Raw genomic sequence first — 23,830 nt, forward strand, 5'->3', positions numbered from 1 at the left:
TTAACAGAGTAAAGGAAGTGACTTACATCATCAAATATTTACATATTGTTAACCTTGAATCGTCGTGTTGATCGCAAAACTTTATTTTAAAGAAATTAGTTGTTGATAGATGGGGATGTGAATGGTTGTTAAAAGAGAATAAAAGCAAGCACTAAGTTGATAAATATCCGAAGAAAAGTTACTTGCTCAGTTGTAATCAAGACTTGGCTGATGAGTCTGTCTCTTGAATGGTAGGGGCTGATTTTTTTTCTCGAGTCACCAGCCAGCAAACCAAGGATCCGAAGGTGACCATGATGACTCCTTGCCAAAAGCTAGCCCCTAGAGATACCCCTAGAATTATTGATGAAAACACTGCAGAGAAGATGGGCGTGAAGTAGGAGAGAGTCGCTAGAAAGACCATGTTGCCGCCAATAATCGCGATGTTCCAAAGACCATAACCACCCGCCATTAGGCATGCTGTCACCAGTAATGTCATCGAAGCCGTCCAACTAAACTCCATCGGAGGCTCATTGGTAAAAGCGTACTTTATCCAAAGTGCGCAAGCTGTCGCGATAAAGAAAAGAGTAATGGCATTGTGTTTCGACTCTTGTCTACGTGTCAGGTTGCAATATATCGCCCATAAAATGGCGCCACTGAATGCCATAAGATAAACCAGCGGGTTACTGCCTACATTGGCAAAAAGTTGAGAAATTGAGAACCCTTTATCCCCGCTTACCGTAATGGCTACGCCAAAAAACGCCAGAATGATAGCCGGATAGAGCAGCCAATTTGGGCGCTTATTGCTTGTCAGTACCGCAAATAAAACGGTGAGGGCTGGCCATAAATAATTGACGATAGAGACTTCTATAGATTGTGCGCGGCTATTGGAGTAACCCAATGATAATGCGAGAAATATTTCATAACTGACAAATAAGATACCGCCAATAACTAAATAGCGAAAAGAGAACAGCGATAGCTTTGGAATGCCCAGCACAATGATGAGTAAAACAGAGGCAGTAGTGTAAAGCATTGCTGCACCACCAATAGGACCTAAGTGCTCTGTTACTAATCTTGCACAAGCAAGTAAGCAGCTCCAACAAAGGATGGCAAGACACCCATATAGAGTGAAGCGTAACTGAGATGTTTCCATAATGATCAAGATCGTTGAGTCGATTTTTGTAAGCCATAGAGCTTAACTCAAATTGCAAATGTTGAAAGCAAAAAAGAACTGATTACTGAACGAATTTTTACCTAATTAGCCTTGTAACAACGTGATTTATGAAACGCCTTTTTGTGGGGGGCGACGTGAATGTGTCTTCTCAGGTTGCATCAGGGATACCGCATAATGTTGCTATTTAATAGTTCATTTGTTAAGCGTGGCAATGTGGCTAGGCTAGTTAATGATTAGAGTTCTATTGATAAAAATAGAGGCGTGGTGAGCCTAACTAAGCGTCTGAATAGAATTGGATGATATTAGGTCTTTTTTTAATGTGCTGAATTGTAACTAAAAATGAGCCATTAACAAATGGTTAAGCCTTAGAGTGTCGGGCTTTGGCAAGAGTTAAGAGTCTAAGAATCTCCTGGTTATTATGTCGTTTAACTACCCACTTCTAGAAAATTCATTTGAGTTCAAAGTAAAATTCAGGCATTTTATATTTAACTAACCGTTCAATTAAAAATAACAAGGATGCAAAATGCCCAAGGTAGGGATGCCTGAAATCAGAAAACCACAGCTTGTTAAAGCAACCATGGCGGTGATTGACCGAGTTGGGTTGCATGCGGCAAGCATATCGCTGATCAGTAAAGAAGCGGGTGTATCGACAGGGATTATTAACCACTACTTTGGCGGTAAGCATGGTTTGTTAGAAGAGACGATGAGAGAGATCCTCCGTCAGCATTCTTATTCGATTACTACGCAATTGAAGCAGCTACCAGTTGATGCTCATCATCAACGAATTAACGCCATCATCGACGGTAATTTTGTTGGCTTCCAAGCGGAGAATCAGGTCGTTAAAACCTGGTTAGCTTTTTGGTCATATTCGATGCATGACGTACAGCTTAAGCGTCTACAGCGAGTGAACGAAAAGCGATTACTCTCACACCTTAAAATTGAACTTAAAGCACTTTTTGCTACAGAAAATATTAGCTCGGAACAAGCCGATCTTGTAGCACACGGCATAGCTTCACTTATCGATGGTATTTGGTTACGCGGCACACTCAACCCGCAGGGCATAGAAGCAGAGAAAGCGCGAGCCATCATTAATGACTATCTTGATAAGCAAATTACGTTCTATACACAAAAACTATAAAGAGTCACACCTTCAAATGGATATCAAATCACACTACATCAATGGTGGGATGCACTTTGGTCAATCTGAAGAGTATTTCACCACAAGTAACCCAGCAACGGGTGAGCCGATCGCGCAAGTTCAGCAAGCAGAACAAGCCGATCTTGAATATGCGATAGAGTCCGCTAAGCGCGGTTTTCAAGTCTGGTCGGCGATGAGCGCGACTGAGCGCAGCCGAATTTTGCACAAAGCTGTTGCACTGCTCCGTGAGCGAAACGATGAGTTAGCCATGCTAGAGGTGGTTGATACAGGAAAGCCGATACAAGAAGCGCTAGAGGTGGATATCACAACGGGTGCGGATGTAGTGGAGTATTTCGCTAATTTAGCGCCTAGTCTGCAAGGTGATCAGCAGTCGCTTAGTCAGTCACAGTTTTTCTATACACGCCAAGAGCCATTAGGAATATGTGCGGGTATCGGGGCGTGGAATTACCCGATTCAAATAGCAATGTGGAAGTCAGCACCGGCACTCGCCGCAGGCAACGCGATGATTTTCAAACCGTCAGAAGAAACGCCACTAACCGCACTGAAACTGGCTGAAATTTACAGCGAAGCAGGCGTGCCTGATGGTGTGTTTAACGTGATTCAAGGTGATTATCGAGTCGGTCAGATGCTCACCGCACATCCTGATATTGCCAAGGTATCGTTTACTGGTGAATCTGGTACAGGTAAAGCGGTAATGCGTGATAGCGCGAGCACCTTAAAGCAAGTGACGATGGAGCTTGGTGGTAAATCACCATTAATCATCTTCCCTGATGCGCCACTAGAACAGGCGGTTTCAGCGGCAATGGTGGCAAATTTTTATACTCAAGGTGAGGTGTGTACTCATGGTACGCGCGTGTTTGTACACCAAGAACTGTATTCCGAGTTCATTACTCAGCTTAAGCAAAGAACTGAAAAGCTCGTCATTGGTGATCCGCAAGATCCGCAAACTCAGGTTGGTGCACTTATCTCCAAAGAGCATGAATCCAAAGTCCTGGATGCGATCGAAAAAGCCAAATCAAGCGGCGCGACATTATTGGTTGGTGGCTACAAAGTAACAGAGGGTGGCTTAGAGCAAGGTAACTTCGTTGCACCAACTGTGTTTATTGACTGCGACGATAGCATGGAACATGTACAGCATGAGATTTTCGGTCCGGTGATGTCGGTACTGCCATTTTCAAATGAAGATGAAGTGATACAAAGAGCCAACAATTGCGATTACGGCTTGGCTGCTGGTGTATTCACGCAAAACCTCTCTCGTGCTCATCGCGTAATACATCAACTTCAAGCGGGTATCTGTTGGATAAACACCTGGGGCGATTCTCCGGCGGAAATGCCTGTTGGCGGCTACAAGCTATCTGGCATTGGTCGAGAAAACGGCATTGAAACGCTCAAGCACTACACACAAAGCAAAAGTGTTTTGGTGGAGTTGGGTGATTTTGTAAGCCCTTACGCTTAATCGAACCCCAGGAGAATATTGATGCAAAAGCAATATGATTACGTCATCGTCGGTGCAGGTTCAGCAGGTTGCGTACTGGCAGACCGACTCAGTGAAAGTGGTGAGCACCAAGTGCTTCTGCTAGAGGCGGGTGGCACAGATAAAAGTATATTTATACAAATGCCAACGGCGCTCTCATACCCAATGAATACAGAGAAGTATGCATGGCAATTTGAAACGGTTGAAGAACAAGGATTAGACGGGCGCCAATTGCATTGTCCACGCGGCAAAGTGCTTGGTGGCAGTTCTTCGATTAACGGTATGGTTTACGTTCGTGGGCATGCTTGTGATTTTGATGAATGGCAAGAGCAGGGTGCAAAAGGCTGGAATTATCAAAGTTGTTTACCCTATTTCCGACGTGCTGAAACGTGGCGCGGCGGAGCTGACCTATACCGTGGTGGCAATGGTCCACTCGGTACTTGCGACGGTAATGAGATGGCGCTAAACCCTCTTTACCAAGCTTTTATCGATGCTGGTAAAGAAGCGGGCTACCCAGAGACAGACGATTACAACGGCTTTCAACAAGAAGGCTTTGGTGCAATGCACATGACGGTTGATAAAGGCGTCCGCGCTTCAACGTCTAATGCATACCTAAGCCGTGCCAAAAAGCGCAGCAACTTTACCTTAATCAAGAAAGTCACGGTGCAGCGCGTGATTCTTGATGGCAAGAAGGCAGTGGGCGTCGAGTTTGAAAAGTCAGGCAATGTTCAGCAATGTTTTACCAACAGAGAAGTGATTTTAAGTGCCGGTTCTATTGGTTCGGTACAGCTATTACAGTTGTCAGGGATTGGTCCCAAAACAGTGTTGGAAAACGCAGGTATCAAAGTGAACCACGCACTAGACGGGGTGGGGCAAAATCTGCAAGACCACTTAGAAGTGTACTTTCAATATCACTGTAAAAAACCGATTACTCTGAACAGTAAGCTTGGCTTGTTCAGTAAAGGCTTGATTGGCACCGAATGGATTTTGACTCGTAAAGGCTTAGGTGCAACAAACCATTTTGAGTCGTGTGCGTTTATTCGTTCACGTGAAGGGCTTAAATGGCCAAATATTCAATACCACTTTCTGCCTGCAGCGATGCGTTATGACGGTAAGGTGGCATTTGATGGGCATGGGTTCCAAGTTCATGTCGGTCCCAATAAACCTGAAAGCCGTGGTAGCGTTGAAGTGATTTCAAGCAATCCCAACGACAAACCACGCATCGAGTTTAACTACATTTCAACCGAGCAAGATAAGCAAGATTGGCGCGACTGCATTCGTTTGACCCGTGAGATTCTTTCCCAACCGGCGATGGATGGCTTTCGTGGTGAGGAGATTCAGCCAAGCATTGAAGTCTCTTCAGATGAAGCGATTGATGCCTGGGTGAAAGAAAATGTAGAGAGTGCTTATCATCCATCATGCACGTGTAAAATGGGCGCTGACGATGACCCAATGGCAGTGCTGAATGAGTATTGCCAAGTCCGGGGAGTAGAGAATTTGCGCGTAGTGGATTCGTCGATTTTCCCTACTATTCCCAACGGCAATTTGAATGCTCCCACCATTATGGTTGCGGAACGTGCGGCAGATATGATTTTAGGTAAACCACTAGAGCAAGCTAAAAATACTCCAGTTTGGATTGCACCGAACTGGCAAGAGATGCAACGCATGCATCCACCGAAACGAGAGTTGGACTCTCGCGCTTAATTAGAAAAGTCAGTAACAATTACAAGGAACAAACCATGTCTACGATGACAAACATTATCTCAACAGTCGCCTTGAGCACCCTAGCGACAGGTGCTTACGCAAACCAGTGTGAAACTGTACGTTTTGCCGATGTTGGTTGGACTGATATTACCGCGACAACTGCTGTAACCAGTGAAGTGTTAAAAGGGTTAGGCTACCAAACGAAAACCGACTTACTTTCCGTTCCCGTCACGTATTCTTCAATGGCGAACGGCGACATTGATGTATTCCTAGGTAACTGGATGCCAACAATGGAAGCCGATATTGCCAAATACCGCGAAGCAGGCACCGTTGAAACGGTACGTGCCAACTTAGAAGGCGCAAAATACACCCTTGCAGTTCCTAAGTATGTTTATGACGCGGGCGTTAAAAACTTTGCCGACTTGGTGAAACACGCAGACAAATTTAAAGACCGTATTTATGGCATTGAACCGGGTAACGATGGTAACCGATTAATCCAATCGATGATCGACAGTGACGCGTTTGGTTTAAAAGAGTTCAGCTTAGTAGAATCAAGTGAAGCCGGCATGGTATCGCAAGTGTCACGAGCGGTTCGTCGTGATCAATGGATTGTCTATCTTGGTTGGGCGCCACACCCAATGAACAGTAATGTAGAAATGGAATACCTAGCGGGTGGTGATGACTATTTCGGACCTAATTATGGTGGTGCAAACGTCTATACCAACGTTCGTCAAAATTACGTTTCAGAGTGTAAAAACGTAGGCAAGCTTCTCAATAATCTTGAGTTTACTCTAGAGATGGAAAACCAGTTAATGGAAGCAATTTTGAACCAAAAACAAAAGCCAGCGAAGGCAGCAAAAGAGTGGATGAAAGCCAATCCACAACAAGTTGAAGCATGGTTAGATGGCGTGAAGACACTGAAAGGTCAAGATGCGAAGCAAGCTATGACCACGTATCTAAATTCAAAAGCTTAATTTATCTGGGTGAGCAGTAATGCTCACCCATCAAAACTAAAAGGTTTACTGTGAAGTTTATTACAGACAACAAAATACCGTTAGGCGAGTGGATGGAAACGGGAGTCGACTGGCTCACGATGAACGCTGCTGGGCTGTTTGACGCTACGGCTTTCTTTCTTGAGAATATCATTTTATTCGTTGTCGACATTTTTAAATGGATGCCGCCTGCGCTACCTATCTTAATCACGGCAACACTCGCGTGGCTTTTACACCGTAGCATTCCGTTGGTGATCTTTATCGTTGTCGCTTTGTTGACGATATTGAATCTTGGCTACTGGCAAGAAATGCTGGAAACCTTTGTCTTAGTCTTTGCTGCGACAACGATTTCCGTATTAATTGGCGTACCGATAGGGATAATGGCAGCGCACCGCCCGTGGCTCTATACATTGTTAAGACCAATATTAGATTTGATGCAAACCGTACCAACGTTTGTTTACTTAATTCCGACGTTAGTTTTGTTCGGGCTAGGGATTGTTCCTGGTCTTATCTCAACCATAATTTTTGCCATTGCCGCCCCAATTCGTCTGACCTATTTAGGCATTACAAAAGTGCCTGAAGAGTTAATCGAAGCTGGCAAAGCATTTGGTGCTAGCCGTATGAAGTTGCTATTCAAAGTGGAGTTACCCGCGGCAATGCCTAGCATTATGGCGGGTGTGACTCAGTGTATTATGTTGTCACTCTCGATGGTAGTGATCGCCGCGTTGGTTGGCGCCGATGGCTTAGGTAAGCCAGTTGTTCGAGCACTCAATACCGTTAATATCTCACAAGGCTTTGAGGCGGGTCTCGCCATTGTTTTGGTGGCCATTATTCTTGATCGTTTGTGCAAAGCACCAAACCAGAAGGAGGCATAACATGGATGCGATTATTATAGAGAACCTCGATGTTGTATTTGGTCAGCAGTCAAACAAAGCCGTGCAGTTATTGGACCAGGGGAAAACTCGCCAAGAGATCATTGATGAAACAGGGCAAGTTGTTGGGGTTGATAATGTTTCAATGAGCGTAAAACAAGGCGAGATCTGTGTGCTTATGGGTCTGTCTGGTTCTGGTAAATCAAGTCTATTACGTGCGGTAAATGGCTTGAACCAAATTACACGTGGCTCGCTGAAAGTGAAAGCAGGCGAAGAATTAGTTGAATTGGCTAATTGCGATGAGAACACGCTTCGTGATTTGCGTACTCATCGAGTGTCGATGGTGTTTCAAAAGTTTGCTTTGATGCCTTGGTTAACAGTGATCGACAATGTTGCCTTTGGTCTGGAAATGCAAGGCATGGGTAAGCAAGAGCGCCGTAATAAAGCACGTGAGCAACTTGAAATGGTCGGTCTTTCAGAATGGGAAACCAAGTACCCTCATGAACTTTCTGGAGGCATGCAACAGCGGGTTGGTCTTGCTCGCGCGTTCGCCATGGACAGTGACATATTACTCATGGACGAACCATTTTCTGCGCTGGACCCACTTATTCGAACCCAGCTTCAAGACGAACTGATTCAATTGCAAAAGAAACTGAATAAAACCATTTTGTTTGTCAGCCATGATTTGGATGAAGCACTGAAAATTGGTAATAACATCGCGATCATGGAATCGGGCAAGCTTATTCAGCATGGTAGACCTGAGCAGATTATCCTCGAGCCTGAAAACGACTATGTGAAAGACTTTGTTGCGCATACTAATCCATTAAACGTTCTCAAAGGGCGTTCATTGATGCAATCTAGAGATGAGTTGGTTGAACAAGAGCAGAAGGTTCAGATTTGTTCGCAGCAGCAACTCTGGGTTGAACAGGGAGTACAAGGTCTTAAACTGATAGATTCAGACAAGTCACTACTTGATTGGCAAGGTGAAGAGAGTGCATTGGATGACATTGCCCCCTCAACTGTAGTACTAGCCAGTCCAGAGATAACCATGCGAGAGGCGATTGAACTTAAGCAAAGAAGCGCCCAACCTCTGATCATGGTTGAAAATGAACAATTGGTGGGTGTATTGGGTGACAATGAACTTTACGATGCTCTATTAGGAAACTTCAAGACAAAGCAAGTGGCTTAACCATTTCTCACCATTACCTTCTCTAACGGTGGTTACAGGCGTTGTAACTACCGTGCCCTTCTTAATACTGTTGATCACCACATTACATATTTTAACACGATCAAATCTGCCCCTTGCGCAATGTAACAATGTTGTTAATCGAGCACGCGAAGTGTGAGCGTTGTTTAATATTGCAGTATTGTAAATTGGGTGTTGCATTCAATCGTTTAATGTAACGTATATCTAATGCTAATGTATAAGATGAACGAATAAATCATATACGACTTTATAGAGTTGACTTAATAATACTAATGCACTAGGTGACTGATATGGGTTTTGAAGTATACGCAACAATGGGCAACTTGGCTCTTGGACAAACAATAGTGATAGATGCTCAAGGAAATGTACGTGTTCTTCAGCCCGGACAGACACCTAATGCCGGTGAATTATTGCTGGAAGCACAGCAAGCATCATCCGCAAATGGTAACGGAATCGACGCGACACTTATTGAAGCCGATGGTAGCGCAACCGATCTCACTGACGATATCGAACAGATTTTTGCAGCGTTAGAAGAGGGAGAAGATCCAACTCAATTAAGTGAAGAATTTGACACCGCCGCGGGTGAGGAGCTTAGTTCAAGTAACGCTGGTTTTGATTCTGTTAATCGAATTGGTGATGAATCTATTGCCGAAACGGACTTTGCAACGCAAGGCCTAGAGCAACTCGGATTGTCACGCACGCAGAGTTTAAGCGCTCTTGAACAGTTTCGTTTCTCATTACAAGACCCCGAGTTTGTCGACTCATCATTAACGCCACTTGGTAACTCGTTATCTGTTACAACACTTGAAGATACGCCGCTCAAGGGAAAACTCCGCGCGACTGATGCTAACAATGACTCACTAACATACAATTTAACTACAGAAACGTCCAATGGCACGATTGTCGTCGAGCCTAATGGTGAATGGACCTATGAGCCGAACGAAAACTATAACGGTCCGGATTCGTTCACCGTGACGGTTAATGATGGTAATGGTGGTTCAGATACCTTGATCATCAATGTTGGTGTTACCCCAGTGAATGACCCTCCAGTCTTTATGGAAGGCGACCAACCTTTGGGTGAGTCGATCAGTATAACAACGAAAGAAGAACAAGAGTTCAAGGGTAAGGTACAAGCAACCGATGTGGACGATGATGACCTAAAGTATGAAGTGCTTGCTGAAAATCAGCCTGAAAATGGCAGTGTCAGCATTGATGAAAATGGCAATTGGACTTACACACCGAATGATGACTACAACGGCCCGGACAAATTTACTATTCAGGTTTCAGATGGCAATGGTGGTGTCGATACTGTCGTTGTCGATGTTACGGTATTAGCCGTTGCTGAAATGCAAGTTACGACCAATGAGTCGATAGTTGAAGCAGATGACGCATACCTACCGTTTACCATTACACTCGATGAAGCGGTGTCAGAAGATGTCACTCTTTCACTCACTCTTGGTAAACAAGGCGATGGCGCGCAATCTGGTGTTGACTATGATGCACAATTATATGTCTCTGACGGGAATAATGGCTTTATAGCGCTAGAAAGCTCTGATTTGGTGATTTTGGCAGGACAAACCCAGCTCGAAGTATTTGTAAAGATCTTCGATGATTTCCTATCGGAACTGACACCGGAGTCAATTACGCTCGTCGCAGAGACAGACAGCGAATTTGTCGAAAATGATAAAGCGGATGCGCAGTCAAAAATTATAGATGAAGACGGTGCAGACAATAGTAATCCGTTAGATTCAGTTAAAGTCACCTTAACAGGACCTGATTCGGTAATGGAAGGTGAACAGAATCTTAAGTTTACCGTGACCCTAAGTGACCCAAATGATCCGACCCAGACTGAGTTTGCGCCTCCCGGTAGTGTAGTAACGTTGAGTTATAGCTACACCAATGCGGATGGTGATGATATTACCGAAGTAACTACAGCAATAGTCAATAGCGATGGTAAAACCGCGGATTTTGAAATTGATACAATCAACGACGAAGAATATGAAGAGGGACAGGAATTCACTGTCTCGGTCGAATCAATCACCAATGGTGGTGATAATGTTTTTGAAGCCATGGATTTAGATGACGCCCATCAAACTGTTGCGATCGACGATAGTAAAGATAACCCGCCGAAATCTGAAGATTTTATCGTTAACTTGTCTTCCGGTAATGAAACAAAAATCGTATTTAACCACGATACTAAAGACAGTAAAGATCACATCTCTGATATTGAAGATGACGCTTCAGATACGCCACTACAAGTTGTAATCACTGAATTGCCTGAGTCTGGTGTTCTGCTTTATCAAGGTCAACCTGTGACAGAAGGTATGCTGACCAGTTTTGATGCAAATGGTGATGTGATAGGAACACCAACTCTCTTTAATCCTGAAGAAATCACTTACCAACAAGATGATCAATCAACGGGCTTTATTCTGGGTGTTAAAGAGGCACCTGAGAATATGGAGGGTGATGAAAGTGCAATATCATTCTTAAATTGGGGAGAGCCGAACCCTGACAACGCCAATCAGCGAATTCTTACTTTTGAAGGTGGGGACACGATAGTTATAGAATCTTCAGGAGATCTTAAACAGCATTACGGCGATAAAAACCACATCGGTTATGGTATTGGTGTGGGCAACAGTGAAGGCATTAAACAGTCAGATACGATCACCATTGATTTGTCAGCTCGACCTGCGGAGTCAATTAATCTTGGTTTAGATGGTATGGGAGGCTGGTTTGAGGAAGGGCACAATACCAAAGCAACTAAAGTTGAAATAACCATAAGCTTGAGTGACGGTAGTGAAGTGACTCAATATGTAAGCAAGGTTACTGGTGGTGGTTCAGACTATATTCTAGTGACTGATAGTCATGGTGATGAAATAGCCACCTACCCAAAAGAAAGTACGTTGTTTGCTGAGCTACCAATTAGTGCACCAGATGGTTTAACAATAACGAATGTTGAACTTTCTACCGATGGTCCAGGAAACTGGGAACTGCGCTATTTAGAAACAGACACACCAGATGACTCATTTGATTACCGCGCTATAGATAGCGACGGAAATTACAGTGAAGAGAGTACGGTTACTCTTAAAGACGGTGAAAATCGCGCTCCTATCGCAATTGATGACCCAGTGAGTTTTGAAGTAAAACTCGGTACATTTAATACCGATAATAATCAGCTTTGGTCAGATGAGGGGGCGACGATCAGCACCCAATACGATGGAACACCAATAAGCCAATCAATTAACGAAAATTCACTTAAACAAGGTGTTTCTGGTAGTCAAAATGGTGGTCCGGAAGCGCAAATCCAATATAACCCTGAGAGTGGACACTCTGAAGAATTTGTCATTGACTTAGATAAGCCAGCCGACAACTTTAGTTTCTCAGTTTCAAACTTGTTCGAAAATGAAGGTGGCACAAATAGTCACGAGCAAGGTAAATGGACTGCATTGTTAAATGGTGTCGTTGTCGCAACGGGTCTATTCACGGCGAACGAAGGCAATGGTAAGGGAACTTACCATATTGAAACAACCAATGACCCAAGTGATCCAAACGATCTGGGTGGTGCGTTGTTTGACCAAGTCATATTTGAAGCGGTTGATTACAGCAATGACGGCGAAAGAGGTTCTGATTCATCAGACTATTTTATAACAGGTTTTCGAGCGTCAGGAGATGGAGCCTATGCTGGGTTTCAAGGTGAAATATTAGAAATTGATATCGCGACTCTGCTTGGCAACGATTATGACCCAGATGGTGACAACATCCGTTTGACGCATATATCAGAAGTGAATAATGATGCGGAAGTGTGGATTGATGACGGCAAGATTTATGTCAAATTGGATGATAGTTTTGTAGGTGATACGACGTTTAAGTACCAGATAACCGATGACAAAGGATTTGACGGAAATACTCATTTAGTCGAGGCGACAGTTAACATCCATGTTTCTCCTAAGCCAGATATAGGTGTTAGCTCGATTGAAATGATAGCGGATTCGGTCTTTGAAGGTGAAGATTTGGTTTATACGGTTAGCTTAGCCAGTTCTACTATACAAGAAACGCGCTACAACGTAACGTTTGGTTCGGTTGGTGATACAGCGTCACTAGCCGACGTTGATCTGAGTGGAGTTAAATTTACTAGTGGCGTTACCTACATTGAAAATGAAGCAGGTAAAGGAGTACTAGTAGTCCCCCCTAATGTGGAAGAATTCAATGTTATTCTGCCAACACTGGTTGATCAGATATTCAACGAATCAATTGAAAATATCACATTAAACATAGGGGACGTATCTGGCATAGGCTCTATTTATGATCCAAAGATATCTTCCGGTTTAGACCTAGATGCGACCGATACAGTCACGCTACAGGGTAGTGGAAACCTAAAATGGCATGCTCATTATGGTAAAGGCAAACCAACAGAAGTCGATTTTGAAAACGCGGAGAACCGAGATTTAGTTGTCGATGTTGGTAAAGGTGGTGATTCGGTAACGCTTGGTAATGGTAACGACACCATTTATCTAGGTGATAGCGCCCGCCTTAATAACAATGGTGTCGATGACGCAGCCAAAAGGTTTGACACGTTTCTCGAAGGTAGAGATCCGGCAATGACGAAGAAAGACAGCATTGATGTTGCCTTCGCTGGTGGTGGTAATGATACCGTCTATGGTGAAGCCGGAATGGATGCAATTGATGGCGGAAGTGGTGATGACAAGCTCTATGGTGGTGAAGGAGTCGACGCTTTAAGAGGCGGTTCTGGGCGAGATCTTCTTGTTGGCGGATTAGGTGACGACATACTTATCGGGGACACTGAAGCCGATACATTCTTATGGGCTAGCGAAGACTTAGATGAAGGCTTAGACACAATCAAAGACTTTAGTATCAATGAAGGCGATAAAATTGATCTTTCTGATTTGTTTGAAGATGGCGTCGATATGGATGATATTTTGGCAACCGTTGTTGGTAAAGACATCACGCTCAGTATAAAAGATGGCGATACAGTCGTGCAGAATATTCAACTCGAAGGTATTGTTGACCAAGTGCAACCCTTAGGTGGTGACTTGTCTGCAGATCAGCTTAACAATTTGTTGAATGACATCATCACTGCTCACTAAATGACGAGTGCCATATAGTGGCGTGAATAGAGAATATTCGTGACACTTAAAATGGTTGTTAAAGGGGATCATCATGTCGATGATCCCCTTTTCTATTCAGAATCAAAATTGAGACTCAACAGTCCAACACGTTAAGTTTCTGAAAAATAAAGACCAATAAATTTAGTCTTACGACTAATGTGACGAGCGCCAGCAACATTCCCAAGTCAACATTGGTATAAAGTGAAAATAGTCAATAATTATAGTAGGTGAGCAAAGTTAATTGACGGTGGCGGCTATGAGTATGGGGCAATACATGACAATCGCGAGTTTAGTTGGCGGACAAATCATTGCGATAGATGCTGCAGGTAATGCACGGATATTAAGTCCTGGTGAAGCTCCGCTGCAAGGCGAAGTTATTCTAGAATCCACAGGTGATCAACCCGTGCAAGTTTCGCTTGTCGGCGAAGATGGCACGCCACGTAATGTGACTGATGATGTCGCGCAAGTTATTGCATCGATAGAAGATGATCAAGACCCAACGCAACTGGGTGAAGAATTTGATACTGCCGCGGGAGAGGGGCAAACGTCAAGCGGTACCGTTTTAGATACGCTCTCTCGGGTTGGGGACGAGACAATAGCTAGCACGCAATTTGAAACAGCAGGTCTTGAAGGTATTGGATTTTCTACCACTCAGAGCTTGACGTTGTTGGATCAATTCCGCACGTTATTTGTCTCTCCTCCATCAGATACACCCCCACTCTCAGAAGACTTTACCGTTGCGCTTGATAACCAAGGAAGTGCAGCGATTCAGTTTGATGATCCGACGGGTATTAACGACCACATTTCAGACATTGAAGATGATGCTGCTGACTCTCAAGTTGAGGTCGTTATCACTCGCTTGCCTGCTTCTGGCACCTTGCTTTATGAGGGAGTAGAAGTCACAGAAGCGATGCTGACTGAATTTGATGCAAGCGGTAATGTTATTGGTGATTTACAAACCTTTGATCCGACGAAATTCAGCTATCAGAATGACGACCAATCGACAGGTTTTATCCTTGGTGTTAAAAATGCGCCTGAAGGTTTAGATGGTGACGAAAGTACCTCATCTTTCTTGAACTGGGGTGAACCAACAGATGATTCAAATGTTCGAGTGCTGAATTTCAAAGATGACCAAGGCAACATCGTTGATCAAATTTTTATCACCACAACGGGTGGCGATCCAACACAATACTACGCCGATAAAAATCATATCGGTTACGGGTTAGGTGTTGGTGGTGGAGGGGGCATTCAAGAAGGTGAGACAATTACTATTGATATGTCTCAACGTCCCTCTGACTCGGTAACACTCGGACTAGATGGTATGGGTGGGTGGTTTGAGGAAGGACACAATAAAGAAACCAGTGTTGTTATCAAAGTGACTTTAGACGACGGGACCGTTATTGAACACACAGAAACAAAAACAACTTCAGGAAATCGTTATCTGTTTGAGGAAGTCACCATTGAAGTGCCCGAGTCGTCGGAAGGAGCACTTATTACGTCAGTAGAGGTATCGACCGATGGTCCTGGCAACTGGGAATTACGTTATCTTGAAACCAATACGCCTGACGATTCATTTGATTATCGCGCTGTTGATAGCGATAACAATGTTAGCGACGAGAGCACAGTAACGCTTGAGGGTGGTGAAAACACCCCGCCTATTGCCATTGATGATCCCGTTGATTTCTGTGTCGCTTATGGGACATTCAATAATGATGTTTGGGACTATTCCGAAGGAGAGATCGTTGCATCTTATGATGGGGTAACAAAAGATATCTCGGGTGATGGACTTAAACGAGGTGTGTCCGGTGATGAAAACGGCGGACCTGCAAATCAAATCCAATATAACCGTGAAGAAGGTAAGTCTGAACAGTTTACGATTAACCTTGAAAAGCCAGCTTCTGAATTTAGTTTTACCGTTTCTAATCTCTATAAAAATGAGGGTGGTAGTAATAACCATGAGCAAGGCAAATGGGTCGCTTATTTAGGTGAAACTGCAGTCGCTAGTGGTATGTTTGTTGCGAATGAGGGTAGCAATAAAGGTAGTTACAGTTTTTCCAGTGGTGTTGCTTTTGATCGTGTTGTATTTGAAGCGGTAGACTTTGTAGACGAACCAGCAAGAGGTTCGGATTCGTCAGACTATTTCCTCTCAGGGTTCAAAGCATCAGGTAGTGGAGCTTATGCCGCAAATGAAGGCGAAACGTTAGTAATCCCAATCGAAGAACTACTCACGAACGATTACGACCCTGATTCTGATAACATCCGTTTTACGCATGTGTCAGAGGCTAACAATGCCGAAATTTGGGTTGAAGATGGGTTGGTGTACATCAAACTTGATGAGGGCTTTTCAGGTCCGACATCTTTTGACTATGAAATTACTGATGATAATGGCGGATTTGCTGAAGCAACCGTAGATATTATCGTTAATCCAGCGCCTCAGCCTGTTGAAGTGGATTCAATTGCGTTACTCGAAGATACCGTTGTCGAAGGGGATAACTTAGTCTTTAAAGTCACCTTGGCGGAAGGCGTGCTAGAGGAAACTGAGTATAACGTTTCTTTTGGCGATATGAATGATTCGGCGACGAGTAATGATGTCGATCTCGCAAGCGCACAGTTTACAAATGGTGTCACTTATGACGAAAATTCCGGTCAGTTATCCGTTCCTGTCGGTGTCAGCGCTTTCTCAGTGATTATTCCGACCATTATTGATAGTGAAGATGAAGTTTTTGAAAACTATACGCTGGAAGTCGGTGGACAGAGTTCTGTTGGCGGTATTGCAGATGTCACCATTACACAAGCCGATGACGCATTAATATCATTCCACGATTTCGACCAAATTGATGTTGGTCACCGTTGGTCATATTTAAACGTTGATGAACTCAATCAAGCCAATACCGAATCAGGTTCATACTTAAACGACGGTGCAGAAGGGGTTTGGGGAACCGAAAACGACAACGAGACGATAGAAGTGGGTAAAGAGTATATCTATCGTGGTCATCATGCCGAAGATTGTGAGAACCAAGTCTTTGAGTTAGAGGCCCGCCGTGGTGATGGGCAATTATTCACAGAGATAAATAATGTAAAAGCTGGTCAGTTCTTTACCTTGGCGTTTGATGTTGCTCAGCGAGGTCATAAAAACTCACCACTGGCGATCTTTTTAGAGGCTTCTGATGGGACAAGAACAGAAGTATACAATTATCAACAAAGTCGTGATTGGACATCAGAAAAAATTCATTTTCAAACACCGACTACAGGCGATTACAAAGTTGTTTTTGAATCAACGGATGATGACAGTTACGGTGCCCTGTTAGATAACATAAAACTGGAAACATTGAACAATGTTGGCTTTGAAGGTGGTTTTTTCCCAGTCAATGATATTACGATTACAGTTGGTGGTGGTCTAGATATTGATAACTACAAAGTCAAACTGGATGTTAGTGACTTACCTAATGATTCAATATTTAAGGTGGGTGATACTGAACTCTCTGCTGATGGTAACGGCTACATCGATGTGAGCGACTATGATGGTGACTTATCAGGATTGTCTGTTCAAGTTAATGACGCGGGTCGTTATAGCTTTGATGTGGTTGTGCAAACTACTGACAATATTGAGGTCAAATCAAGCTCGATTGAGTTAAACGTATTACCCGAAGGGTTCAATTTACAAATCGGAACCGACGGCGCTGATATTATTAATGCAGATATAGGAAATGATATTCTTATTGGGCTAGATGAGGCAGATATATTTGCGTGGGAAAGCTCTGACCTAGATGGGGGACTCGATATTATCGAGGGGTTCATCGTTGGAGAAGACCATTTGGACTTATCTGAGTTACTCGAGTCCAATGAAACCATCGATGATTTATTGAATAACGTTACCACAACCATCAATGATAATGACGTAACGCTGACGATTACTCGTGGTGCACAGTCTCAGTCAATCCAGCTTAATGATGTAGTGGAACAATTGAATAGTCCGATTAACGAGCAACTGAGTTTGTTGGTCACGGATACGACACCATAGCGGATTTCAGCATTGGTTTAATCAATGATGGTTATTGAAAACGCCCCCATTTTATGGGGGCGTTAATTTATGGGAAAACAAAGCGTAAGTCTTTAACTCGATGTTTTGTATTGGGCAACTTCCTTGTCCATATCAGACGCTTGTTCCGCAACTTTGTCTACCTCAACGAGGCAGTGTTTGGCTGATACCGTATTGCTATCTGAAATGGTGTTGAGTTCAGTGATGGAATCACCGACTTGAGCCATAACCGCGCCTTGCTCTTCAATAGCGGAGGCAATACGCTCCGAATTTGCTTGGATGTTGTGCATATCAGAGAGAATCTGAGCCAGGCTCTGATCAAGTTGCTCAGAACCGGTTAGGGTGAGCTTTCCTTGTTCATTGCACTGGTCAATGTCGCTCATCACCGTCCCCATTTGGTTTTGAATAGCGTTAACCACATTGGTAATTTCGGTCGTAGATTGGTGGGTACGACTTGCTAACGCGCGAACTTCGTCAGCAACAACAGCAAAACCTCGACCTTGCTCACCAGCACGAGCAGCTTCAATCGCAGCATTCAATGCAAGTAAATTTGTCTGTTCAGCAATTTCTTGGATGATGTTTACCGCATCGCCGATTTTGTCAACGTGGTGATTAAGCGAACTGATAGAAATTTGACTACCTGATAAACGTTCTGATAACTGAGTTATATTTTCTACAGTATCGACAACAATATTACGCCCACTTTCGGCGTTAACGCTCGCCTGTTGCACACCTTCGGCTGCGACAGACGTACTTTCAGAGATCTCGCCAATCGTAGTGACCATTTGTTGAACGGAAGTCGCCATTGTAGTGGTGTGATCAGCTTGCACTTGGAACTGTTGAATCACTGATTCTAGCTCGTTGTGCATGTTAGCGGTACTACCATAAAGTTGATGAGATTTAGATTTAGTATTCGAGAGTAGTTTTTCTAACTTATCGAGCAATTCATCGAAATAAAAACTTAGCGAAGATAGTTCGTCGTTGCCACTGAGTTGAGCGCGTAGAGAGATGTCATTGTTATTGGCAATCTCCCGAATGACACGTAATAGGGTATCAATCTTAGTGATGATTGAGCGTGATATTTGCACAATAAACAAGATTATGATCGCGGTAACTAGAATACTTAAACTATGTTTTATTACGGTCAGTTTTTCTATCTCGGCATTTGTTTGCGTGTTCAAGGCTTGCGAGAAATCTTTGAATTGTGTTTCTACTGTATGGGATGCAGTGCGAGCTTTACCCAGCAGACCTTGGTTGTACTCGAGGCCGATCTCCGTTTTTTGTGTGAAAAGCTTCTGTGCGGCTTTTAGGACAGATGTCGCCTCTGCAGGGACCAAAGAGGAATCAAGCTGACCATTTTTTAGCTTTGTGTCAAATGCAATTAAATTTACTAGTTGATCACTGTTGAGTCTTAATTTCTCTTGAAATATTGCTTGGTTATATTCACCTAATAAACCTTTTTTTGCTCCTAAACCATAAACCTGATATGCATTTACTAATGCAGAAAAAGCTTCTTGATAAGCTAAAATATCTCGTTTTAGAGTATTACTACTAGGTAAGTTATTTTCCTGTAGAATTAAAGATAATTGCGACTCAATATTTGCGAACTGTTCCATGTTTCCATCAAATTTACGTAAATATTTTAAGTCAGATCGCAATAAAAAATCTTTTTCATTGCGTCTTAAGTTTAATAGTCGAATCTCGAGGTCTTTCGTTAGTTGTATAGCGTGATTCAAGTGGTCAGTCGTCTGCGCAAAGTGTACAGTTGTACCTAAAAGAGCCCCAATCCCTACCACTGCTACGGCTCCGAGTAGATACAGTTTCGTTTTGATTTTCATATTGACTTCCAATCTTTGAATTACTAATAAACTAATACAGTTAAAGTGTTATTATGCTCTAAGCGAGAATATGTAATAAAGCGTAACAGTTTAAAGACCTGAAAAATTTATACAATAATTAAATGAGTGTAATTCAATGCCATTAAATTACGATCAATACCATGGTTTTATATTCGATATGGATGGTACATTGCTTGATACTATGCCAGTCCACTTAATTGCTTGGGAACAAACAGCTAAAAAATACAGATTTCCATATTCAAAGGATTGGATATATAGCATGGGCGGAATGCCTAGCTTGAAAATATTAGCTGAGATAAACAAACGCTACCAGTTGAATATTCCTATTCAACAAGCATCACAATTTAAAATGAGTACTTTTACAGATATTTCGAATCACGTTAAACGAATTAAACCAGTGACAGACGTGCTTGAAAAACACGTGGGGCTGAAGAAAATAGCAGTGGGTACTGGGAGTCAATGCATTAGTGCTAAGCGGCTACTTAAACTAGCGGGGCTGTATGAGAATATTGAGGTTCTCATTTCTGCGAATGATGTAGAACATCACAAACCTAATCCAGATACCTTTCTTTTAGCCGCTGAGCAATTAGATTTACAACCATCGCAATGTTTGGTTTTCGAAGATACTGTGATAGGGAGGCAAGCCGCGCATGCAGCTCAAATGGATTGCGTACTTTGGCAAGATGAGCAATTAGTACTTTACCCATGGCGTGGTGAAAAATAAGCCGCTTTCGCGGCTTATTTGATTATCGTTCCCAGTACGCTTCTTCTAAGCTATCTTCTCGCTCTGGCAATGAGTTTGAAAGGCGAGGCGAGTGCTGAGTTAATACCTGATAACTCACGCGGTTCGCATACTTACAAATTTGTGAAAGAGACGAATAGGTAAGGTATGGTCGATCATGCTTAAGTGACCCTGGTACGGTAACTACGTGGAAGCTATTCGCTGCAATATCATGCAATAACGCAGAGAGTGCTGCATCACCGGCGCCGTTGGTATTTTTGATTTCGATTGGACCACCAAGATACGGACCGATATGAGAATAGACTTTTTGTGGGGTATCACAATCGTCTTTACGCATTGCTCGGCTAAACTCAAAGCGGTTGAATTCAGAAATAACACCATGTTGCAGCATATGATCGGTTTCGCGTAGGGTTTCTACGTCGCTATAACCTGCCATGTAAAGACCGTTTGGTCCAGCAGTACAAAGTACTAAGTCAACCCACTCAAGTGCGCGATCCGCAGCTTGCAGTGGATCATTTAACCCAGTTAGGGCTAAACCTTCTTCTTCGTTCATTGCAACAATAGAGATATTCTCTTTAAGATATTGTTGCCACCATTCTGCATTGCCTTCGATAACCCACTTTGTACCCAACGTAAGCACAACGGGTACGTTTTTCGATTTTGCAATTTCGATAGCACGAGCAACCGCTTTTGGCATTGGGTCTTCTGGTTTACCGCGCATCAGGTATGAAGACACCACCAATGCAGATGCTTTGTCGAATACTTCTTCAGGAATGCTTTCCGGCTGAAGTTGATTCATATGACCTTCGTTAATTGCGAAAGTACGTTCACCATCTTGCGTAATTAAGGTGTAACAACGACCAATAGGTCCTTCAACCATTTGCAAATTGTTTAGGTTCATTCGTGCAGAAGTACGGCATAAATATCGGTAGGCAAAAGAGCCCACTTCAATGTTGCGCGACATAACACCAAGCAGCACTGATTTGCTGTCAGCAAGGACTGAATAGTTGTGTAGCGTATTGCCGATAGTGTCACCCGGATATTGATGGGTAATCAACCCACGCTCAACCAGTTCAACATAGAGCTCATCAGCTTTACTCTCTTCAAGGACCAGAGAATGCCCCTTGCTGAGTTCGTATTTAGCTAGGAATTCGTCATCCACGCGAGCTTCGATATCAACGATAGTTTGACCTACACCGACAATGATTGGTCGGTAGAGTTTTGAAGGCTGTTTAGCTTGGTTAGCCAAAGGGTCACGAGCATGAGTCGGGAAATAGTGCTTAGATTTACGCTGGCCAGGAAACTTCATTTTTTAAGGGGTGTTAAAAATTTTCTGCAGTATATCACATTATCGATGGAATGATTTCATCTTTATTTCATTAATAATCAAAACATCCATGCGTTTGTTGCGAAATCAACCTATTTGTAATTTCTTACTTCTTATGTGCTTCGCGATAACATTCCAAGTAGCCGATAAGCACTATAGTGACGTATCGGGAGTGGTGGGCTGTTTTTTGTTAACATGATAGCTCGCTCTGTACTAGCCAGTTTTCCTCGCTGAATGTTAAGCCAAGCTGTACTAGTTTAACGTATGAAAATTTTTGAAACGGGACCAATAGTTATTCAATAATTCCAGTTTAAATTGAATGTAAATGGTAATTACAATTGCATTTATTAATAAAGTGCCGCACAAAAATTAACCAATATAATTGGTGGTATGAGCGATTAATCAATACATTTAACAGGTCAATTTTGACTTCAATCACATTGCCAATAATTTTATAAGTAATGTTAAGTTTCACTGCGTATGTTTCTATAGACACTCAGTTAGGCTGACAATGCTGAATTAATACTTATAAAAGGGATTTCTATAGTGAATATATTTCAAAAGCTGCCAACCAAATGGTTAATTTCAATAGTTCTTTTCGTTCTGATATTATCTTTTTCTTCAATAGTTTTATCAGTCAGTCAGTCCAATAGTAGTATAAAGTCTAATAGTGATTCTGTGGGTCACACGTATAAAGTGTTACTTTTGATAGAAGGAACAGTGCAGCAAGTTGTCAATATGGAAACGGGGTACAGAGGTTTTCTTTTGACAAATAAGCAAACGTTTTTAGAGCCTTATGACGCAGGAAAAAAAGAAGTAAAGGCTAAGTTGAACGAGCTGTTAAAGTTAACGTCGGATAACTCTGCCCAAACAGAAACATTTAATAGTGTGCTCAAACAGATTGGAATGTGGCAAAGTCATGTAATTGAAAAAGGGCTTAACATTAGGAAAAATAATGACCATTTTTCGGTTTCTAATTTTGTTGAAAAAGAAACAGGAAAACAATACGTCGATAAAATTCGTAGTTTATTGAAAGAAGCATCTTCAAGAGAAGTTAGTTTATTGACCATTCGAAGTGCAGAACAAGAAGAGTCAATGATAAATTTAATAATAACGACTATTTTTGTGTCTTTAATGGGCTGTATTGTTTCTGCTATATTTCTTTTTGTTGTTAATAATGTATTAGCAAAAAATATAAATGAAGTATCTTTAGCGATTGAACGCTTGGCTGATGGCGTTTTAAAACCATTACCACTAACCCCATCTCGAAATGAGTTTTTTAAAATTAAGGCAACATTTAATAAGTCAGTTGAGCAATTATTAAATTTAGTTGCCGAATTAACAATGTCTTCACACAACACCAGTGCCTCTTCAGAAGAGCTGAGTGTTGTGATGCAAAACACAGCAAAAAATACTCAAAGCGAACTGGCGCAAGTAGAAGAGATTTCGACGGCAATCAGTGAACTTTCCAGTACTTCGAAGGAAGTCTCTTCGAATGCAGTTCAAGCTGAGGAAGAGACAAGGAAAGCGATTGATAACGTTGAGCAAGGTAATAGAGCACTAGAACAGTCAATTTCACTAACTCAAACTATCAATGACTCCGTTCAAGAGACGGCCGAAATGATCGAAGAGTTGAAAAATAGTGCGATTGATATTGGTGAAGTAACTAACGTAATTAGTTCTATTTCTGATCAGACTAACTTGCTCGCATTGAACGCTGCAATTGAGGCTGCTCGTGCTGGTGAACAAGGTCGTGGCTTTGCAGTTGTGGCCGAGGAAGTTCGCAATTTAGCCGGAAAGACTCAAGAATCGACAAAAAACATTCAAGAAATCATTTCGAAACTACAGGTTCAGTCTGAACAGGCAAATGACAATATGGCGGCAAATGTTGCGTCAATCCGAGAGTCTGTTGAGATATCAGAAAACGTAAAAGCGTCTTTTAGTGATATATCAAACTCAGTACAAGCGATTTCAGATATTAACACTTTAGTCGCTACGGCTTCTCAAGAACAATACAGCGTAACCGAGGATATTGCGAGAAATACGACAAGGACGTTTGATTTGGTTAATGAAAATGTGGCGGCGGTAAATCAAACGCAGGAAGCGGCAAAAGAACTAGCGGTGTTGGCTGAGAAACAAAACCAGGAGCTATCTTTCTTCAAAGAGAGTTAATATTTCT

Annotated in this window: 13 protein-coding genes; 10 read left to right on the top strand and 3 right to left on the bottom strand. The window is 42.6% G+C overall.

Annotation, left to right across the window (positions count from 1 at the left end; translation table 11 throughout):
• Positions 1-196: 196 nt before the first annotated feature.
• Positions 197-1,129, bottom strand: coding sequence for an aromatic amino acid DMT transporter YddG (gene yddG, locus H2O73_RS12780; RefSeq protein WP_182109245.1), 933 nt, complete (start codon positions 1,127-1,129; stop codon positions 197-199).
• A gap of 544 nt (positions 1,130-1,673) precedes the next feature.
• On the opposite strand from yddG, the gene betI reads away from it, so the two are divergent.
• From betI to H2O73_RS12820, 8 genes are all read left to right on the top strand, one after another.
• Positions 1,674-2,288, top strand: a complete 615-nt coding sequence (betI, locus tag H2O73_RS12785; protein ID WP_182109246.1) for a transcriptional regulator BetI — start codon at positions 1,674-1,676, stop codon at positions 2,286-2,288.
• 16 nt (positions 2,289-2,304) lie between these two features.
• A complete protein-coding gene (betB, locus tag H2O73_RS12790) occupies positions 2,305-3,765 on the top strand; it encodes a betaine-aldehyde dehydrogenase (RefSeq protein WP_182109247.1) in 1,461 nt (486 codons plus the stop codon).
• Between the two features lie 21 nt (positions 3,766-3,786).
• Positions 3,787-5,487 carry a choline dehydrogenase gene (gene betA / locus H2O73_RS12795; protein ID WP_182109248.1) on the top strand — a complete coding sequence of 567 codons (1,701 nt, stop codon included), beginning with the start codon at positions 3,787-3,789 and terminating at the stop codon, positions 5,485-5,487.
• Between the two features lie 35 nt (positions 5,488-5,522).
• Positions 5,523-6,461, top strand: coding sequence for a choline ABC transporter substrate-binding protein (locus H2O73_RS12800; protein ID WP_182109249.1), 939 nt, complete (start codon positions 5,523-5,525; stop codon positions 6,459-6,461).
• Positions 6,462-6,511: 50 nt separating this feature from the next.
• Complete coding sequence (gene choW, locus H2O73_RS12805; protein ID WP_182109250.1) at positions 6,512-7,354, top strand: choline ABC transporter permease subunit; 843 nt, start codon at positions 6,512-6,514, stop codon at positions 7,352-7,354.
• A gap of 1 nt (position 7,355) precedes the next feature.
• Positions 7,356-8,540, top strand: a complete 1,185-nt coding sequence (choV, locus tag H2O73_RS12810) for a choline ABC transporter ATP-binding protein (protein ID WP_182109251.1) — start codon at positions 7,356-7,358, stop codon at positions 8,538-8,540.
• Between the two features lie 308 nt (positions 8,541-8,848).
• Positions 8,849-13,663: a tandem-95 repeat protein gene (locus tag H2O73_RS12815; RefSeq protein WP_182109252.1), complete on the top strand. Its 4,815-nt coding sequence runs from the start codon at positions 8,849-8,851 to the stop codon at positions 13,661-13,663.
• A 295-nt stretch (positions 13,664-13,958) separates the two neighbouring features.
• Positions 13,959-17,705 (top strand): cadherin-like domain-containing protein, encoded by a 3,747-nt coding sequence (locus H2O73_RS12820; RefSeq protein WP_182109253.1) that lies wholly within the window; start codon positions 13,959-13,961, stop codon positions 17,703-17,705.
• Between the two features lie 92 nt (positions 17,706-17,797).
• On the opposite strand, the gene H2O73_RS12825 is transcribed toward H2O73_RS12820, so the two are convergent.
• Positions 17,798-19,561: a methyl-accepting chemotaxis protein gene (locus H2O73_RS12825; RefSeq protein ID WP_182109254.1), complete on the bottom strand. Its 1,764-nt coding sequence runs from the start codon at positions 19,559-19,561 to the stop codon at positions 17,798-17,800.
• Between the two features lie 136 nt (positions 19,562-19,697).
• On the opposite strand from H2O73_RS12825, the gene H2O73_RS12830 reads away from it, so the two are divergent.
• Positions 19,698-20,306, top strand: coding sequence for a beta-phosphoglucomutase family hydrolase (locus H2O73_RS12830; RefSeq protein ID WP_182109255.1), 609 nt, complete (start codon positions 19,698-19,700; stop codon positions 20,304-20,306).
• A 22-nt stretch (positions 20,307-20,328) separates the two neighbouring features.
• Here H2O73_RS12830 and H2O73_RS12835 read toward each other — a convergent pair whose 3' ends face one another.
• Complete coding sequence (locus H2O73_RS12835) at positions 20,329-21,633, bottom strand: inosine/guanosine kinase (RefSeq protein ID WP_182109256.1); 1,305 nt, start codon at positions 21,631-21,633, stop codon at positions 20,329-20,331.
• A 564-nt stretch (positions 21,634-22,197) separates the two neighbouring features.
• Between H2O73_RS12835 and H2O73_RS12840 the strand changes: the two genes are divergently transcribed.
• Positions 22,198-23,823, top strand: coding sequence for a methyl-accepting chemotaxis protein (locus H2O73_RS12840; protein ID WP_182109257.1), 1,626 nt, complete (start codon positions 22,198-22,200; stop codon positions 23,821-23,823).
• Positions 23,824-23,830: the final 7 nt, after the last annotated feature.

This window comes from Vibrio marinisediminis, from assembly GCF_014050145.1.
Classification (GTDB): Bacteria; Pseudomonadota; Gammaproteobacteria; order Enterobacterales; family Vibrionaceae; genus Vibrio; species Vibrio marinisediminis.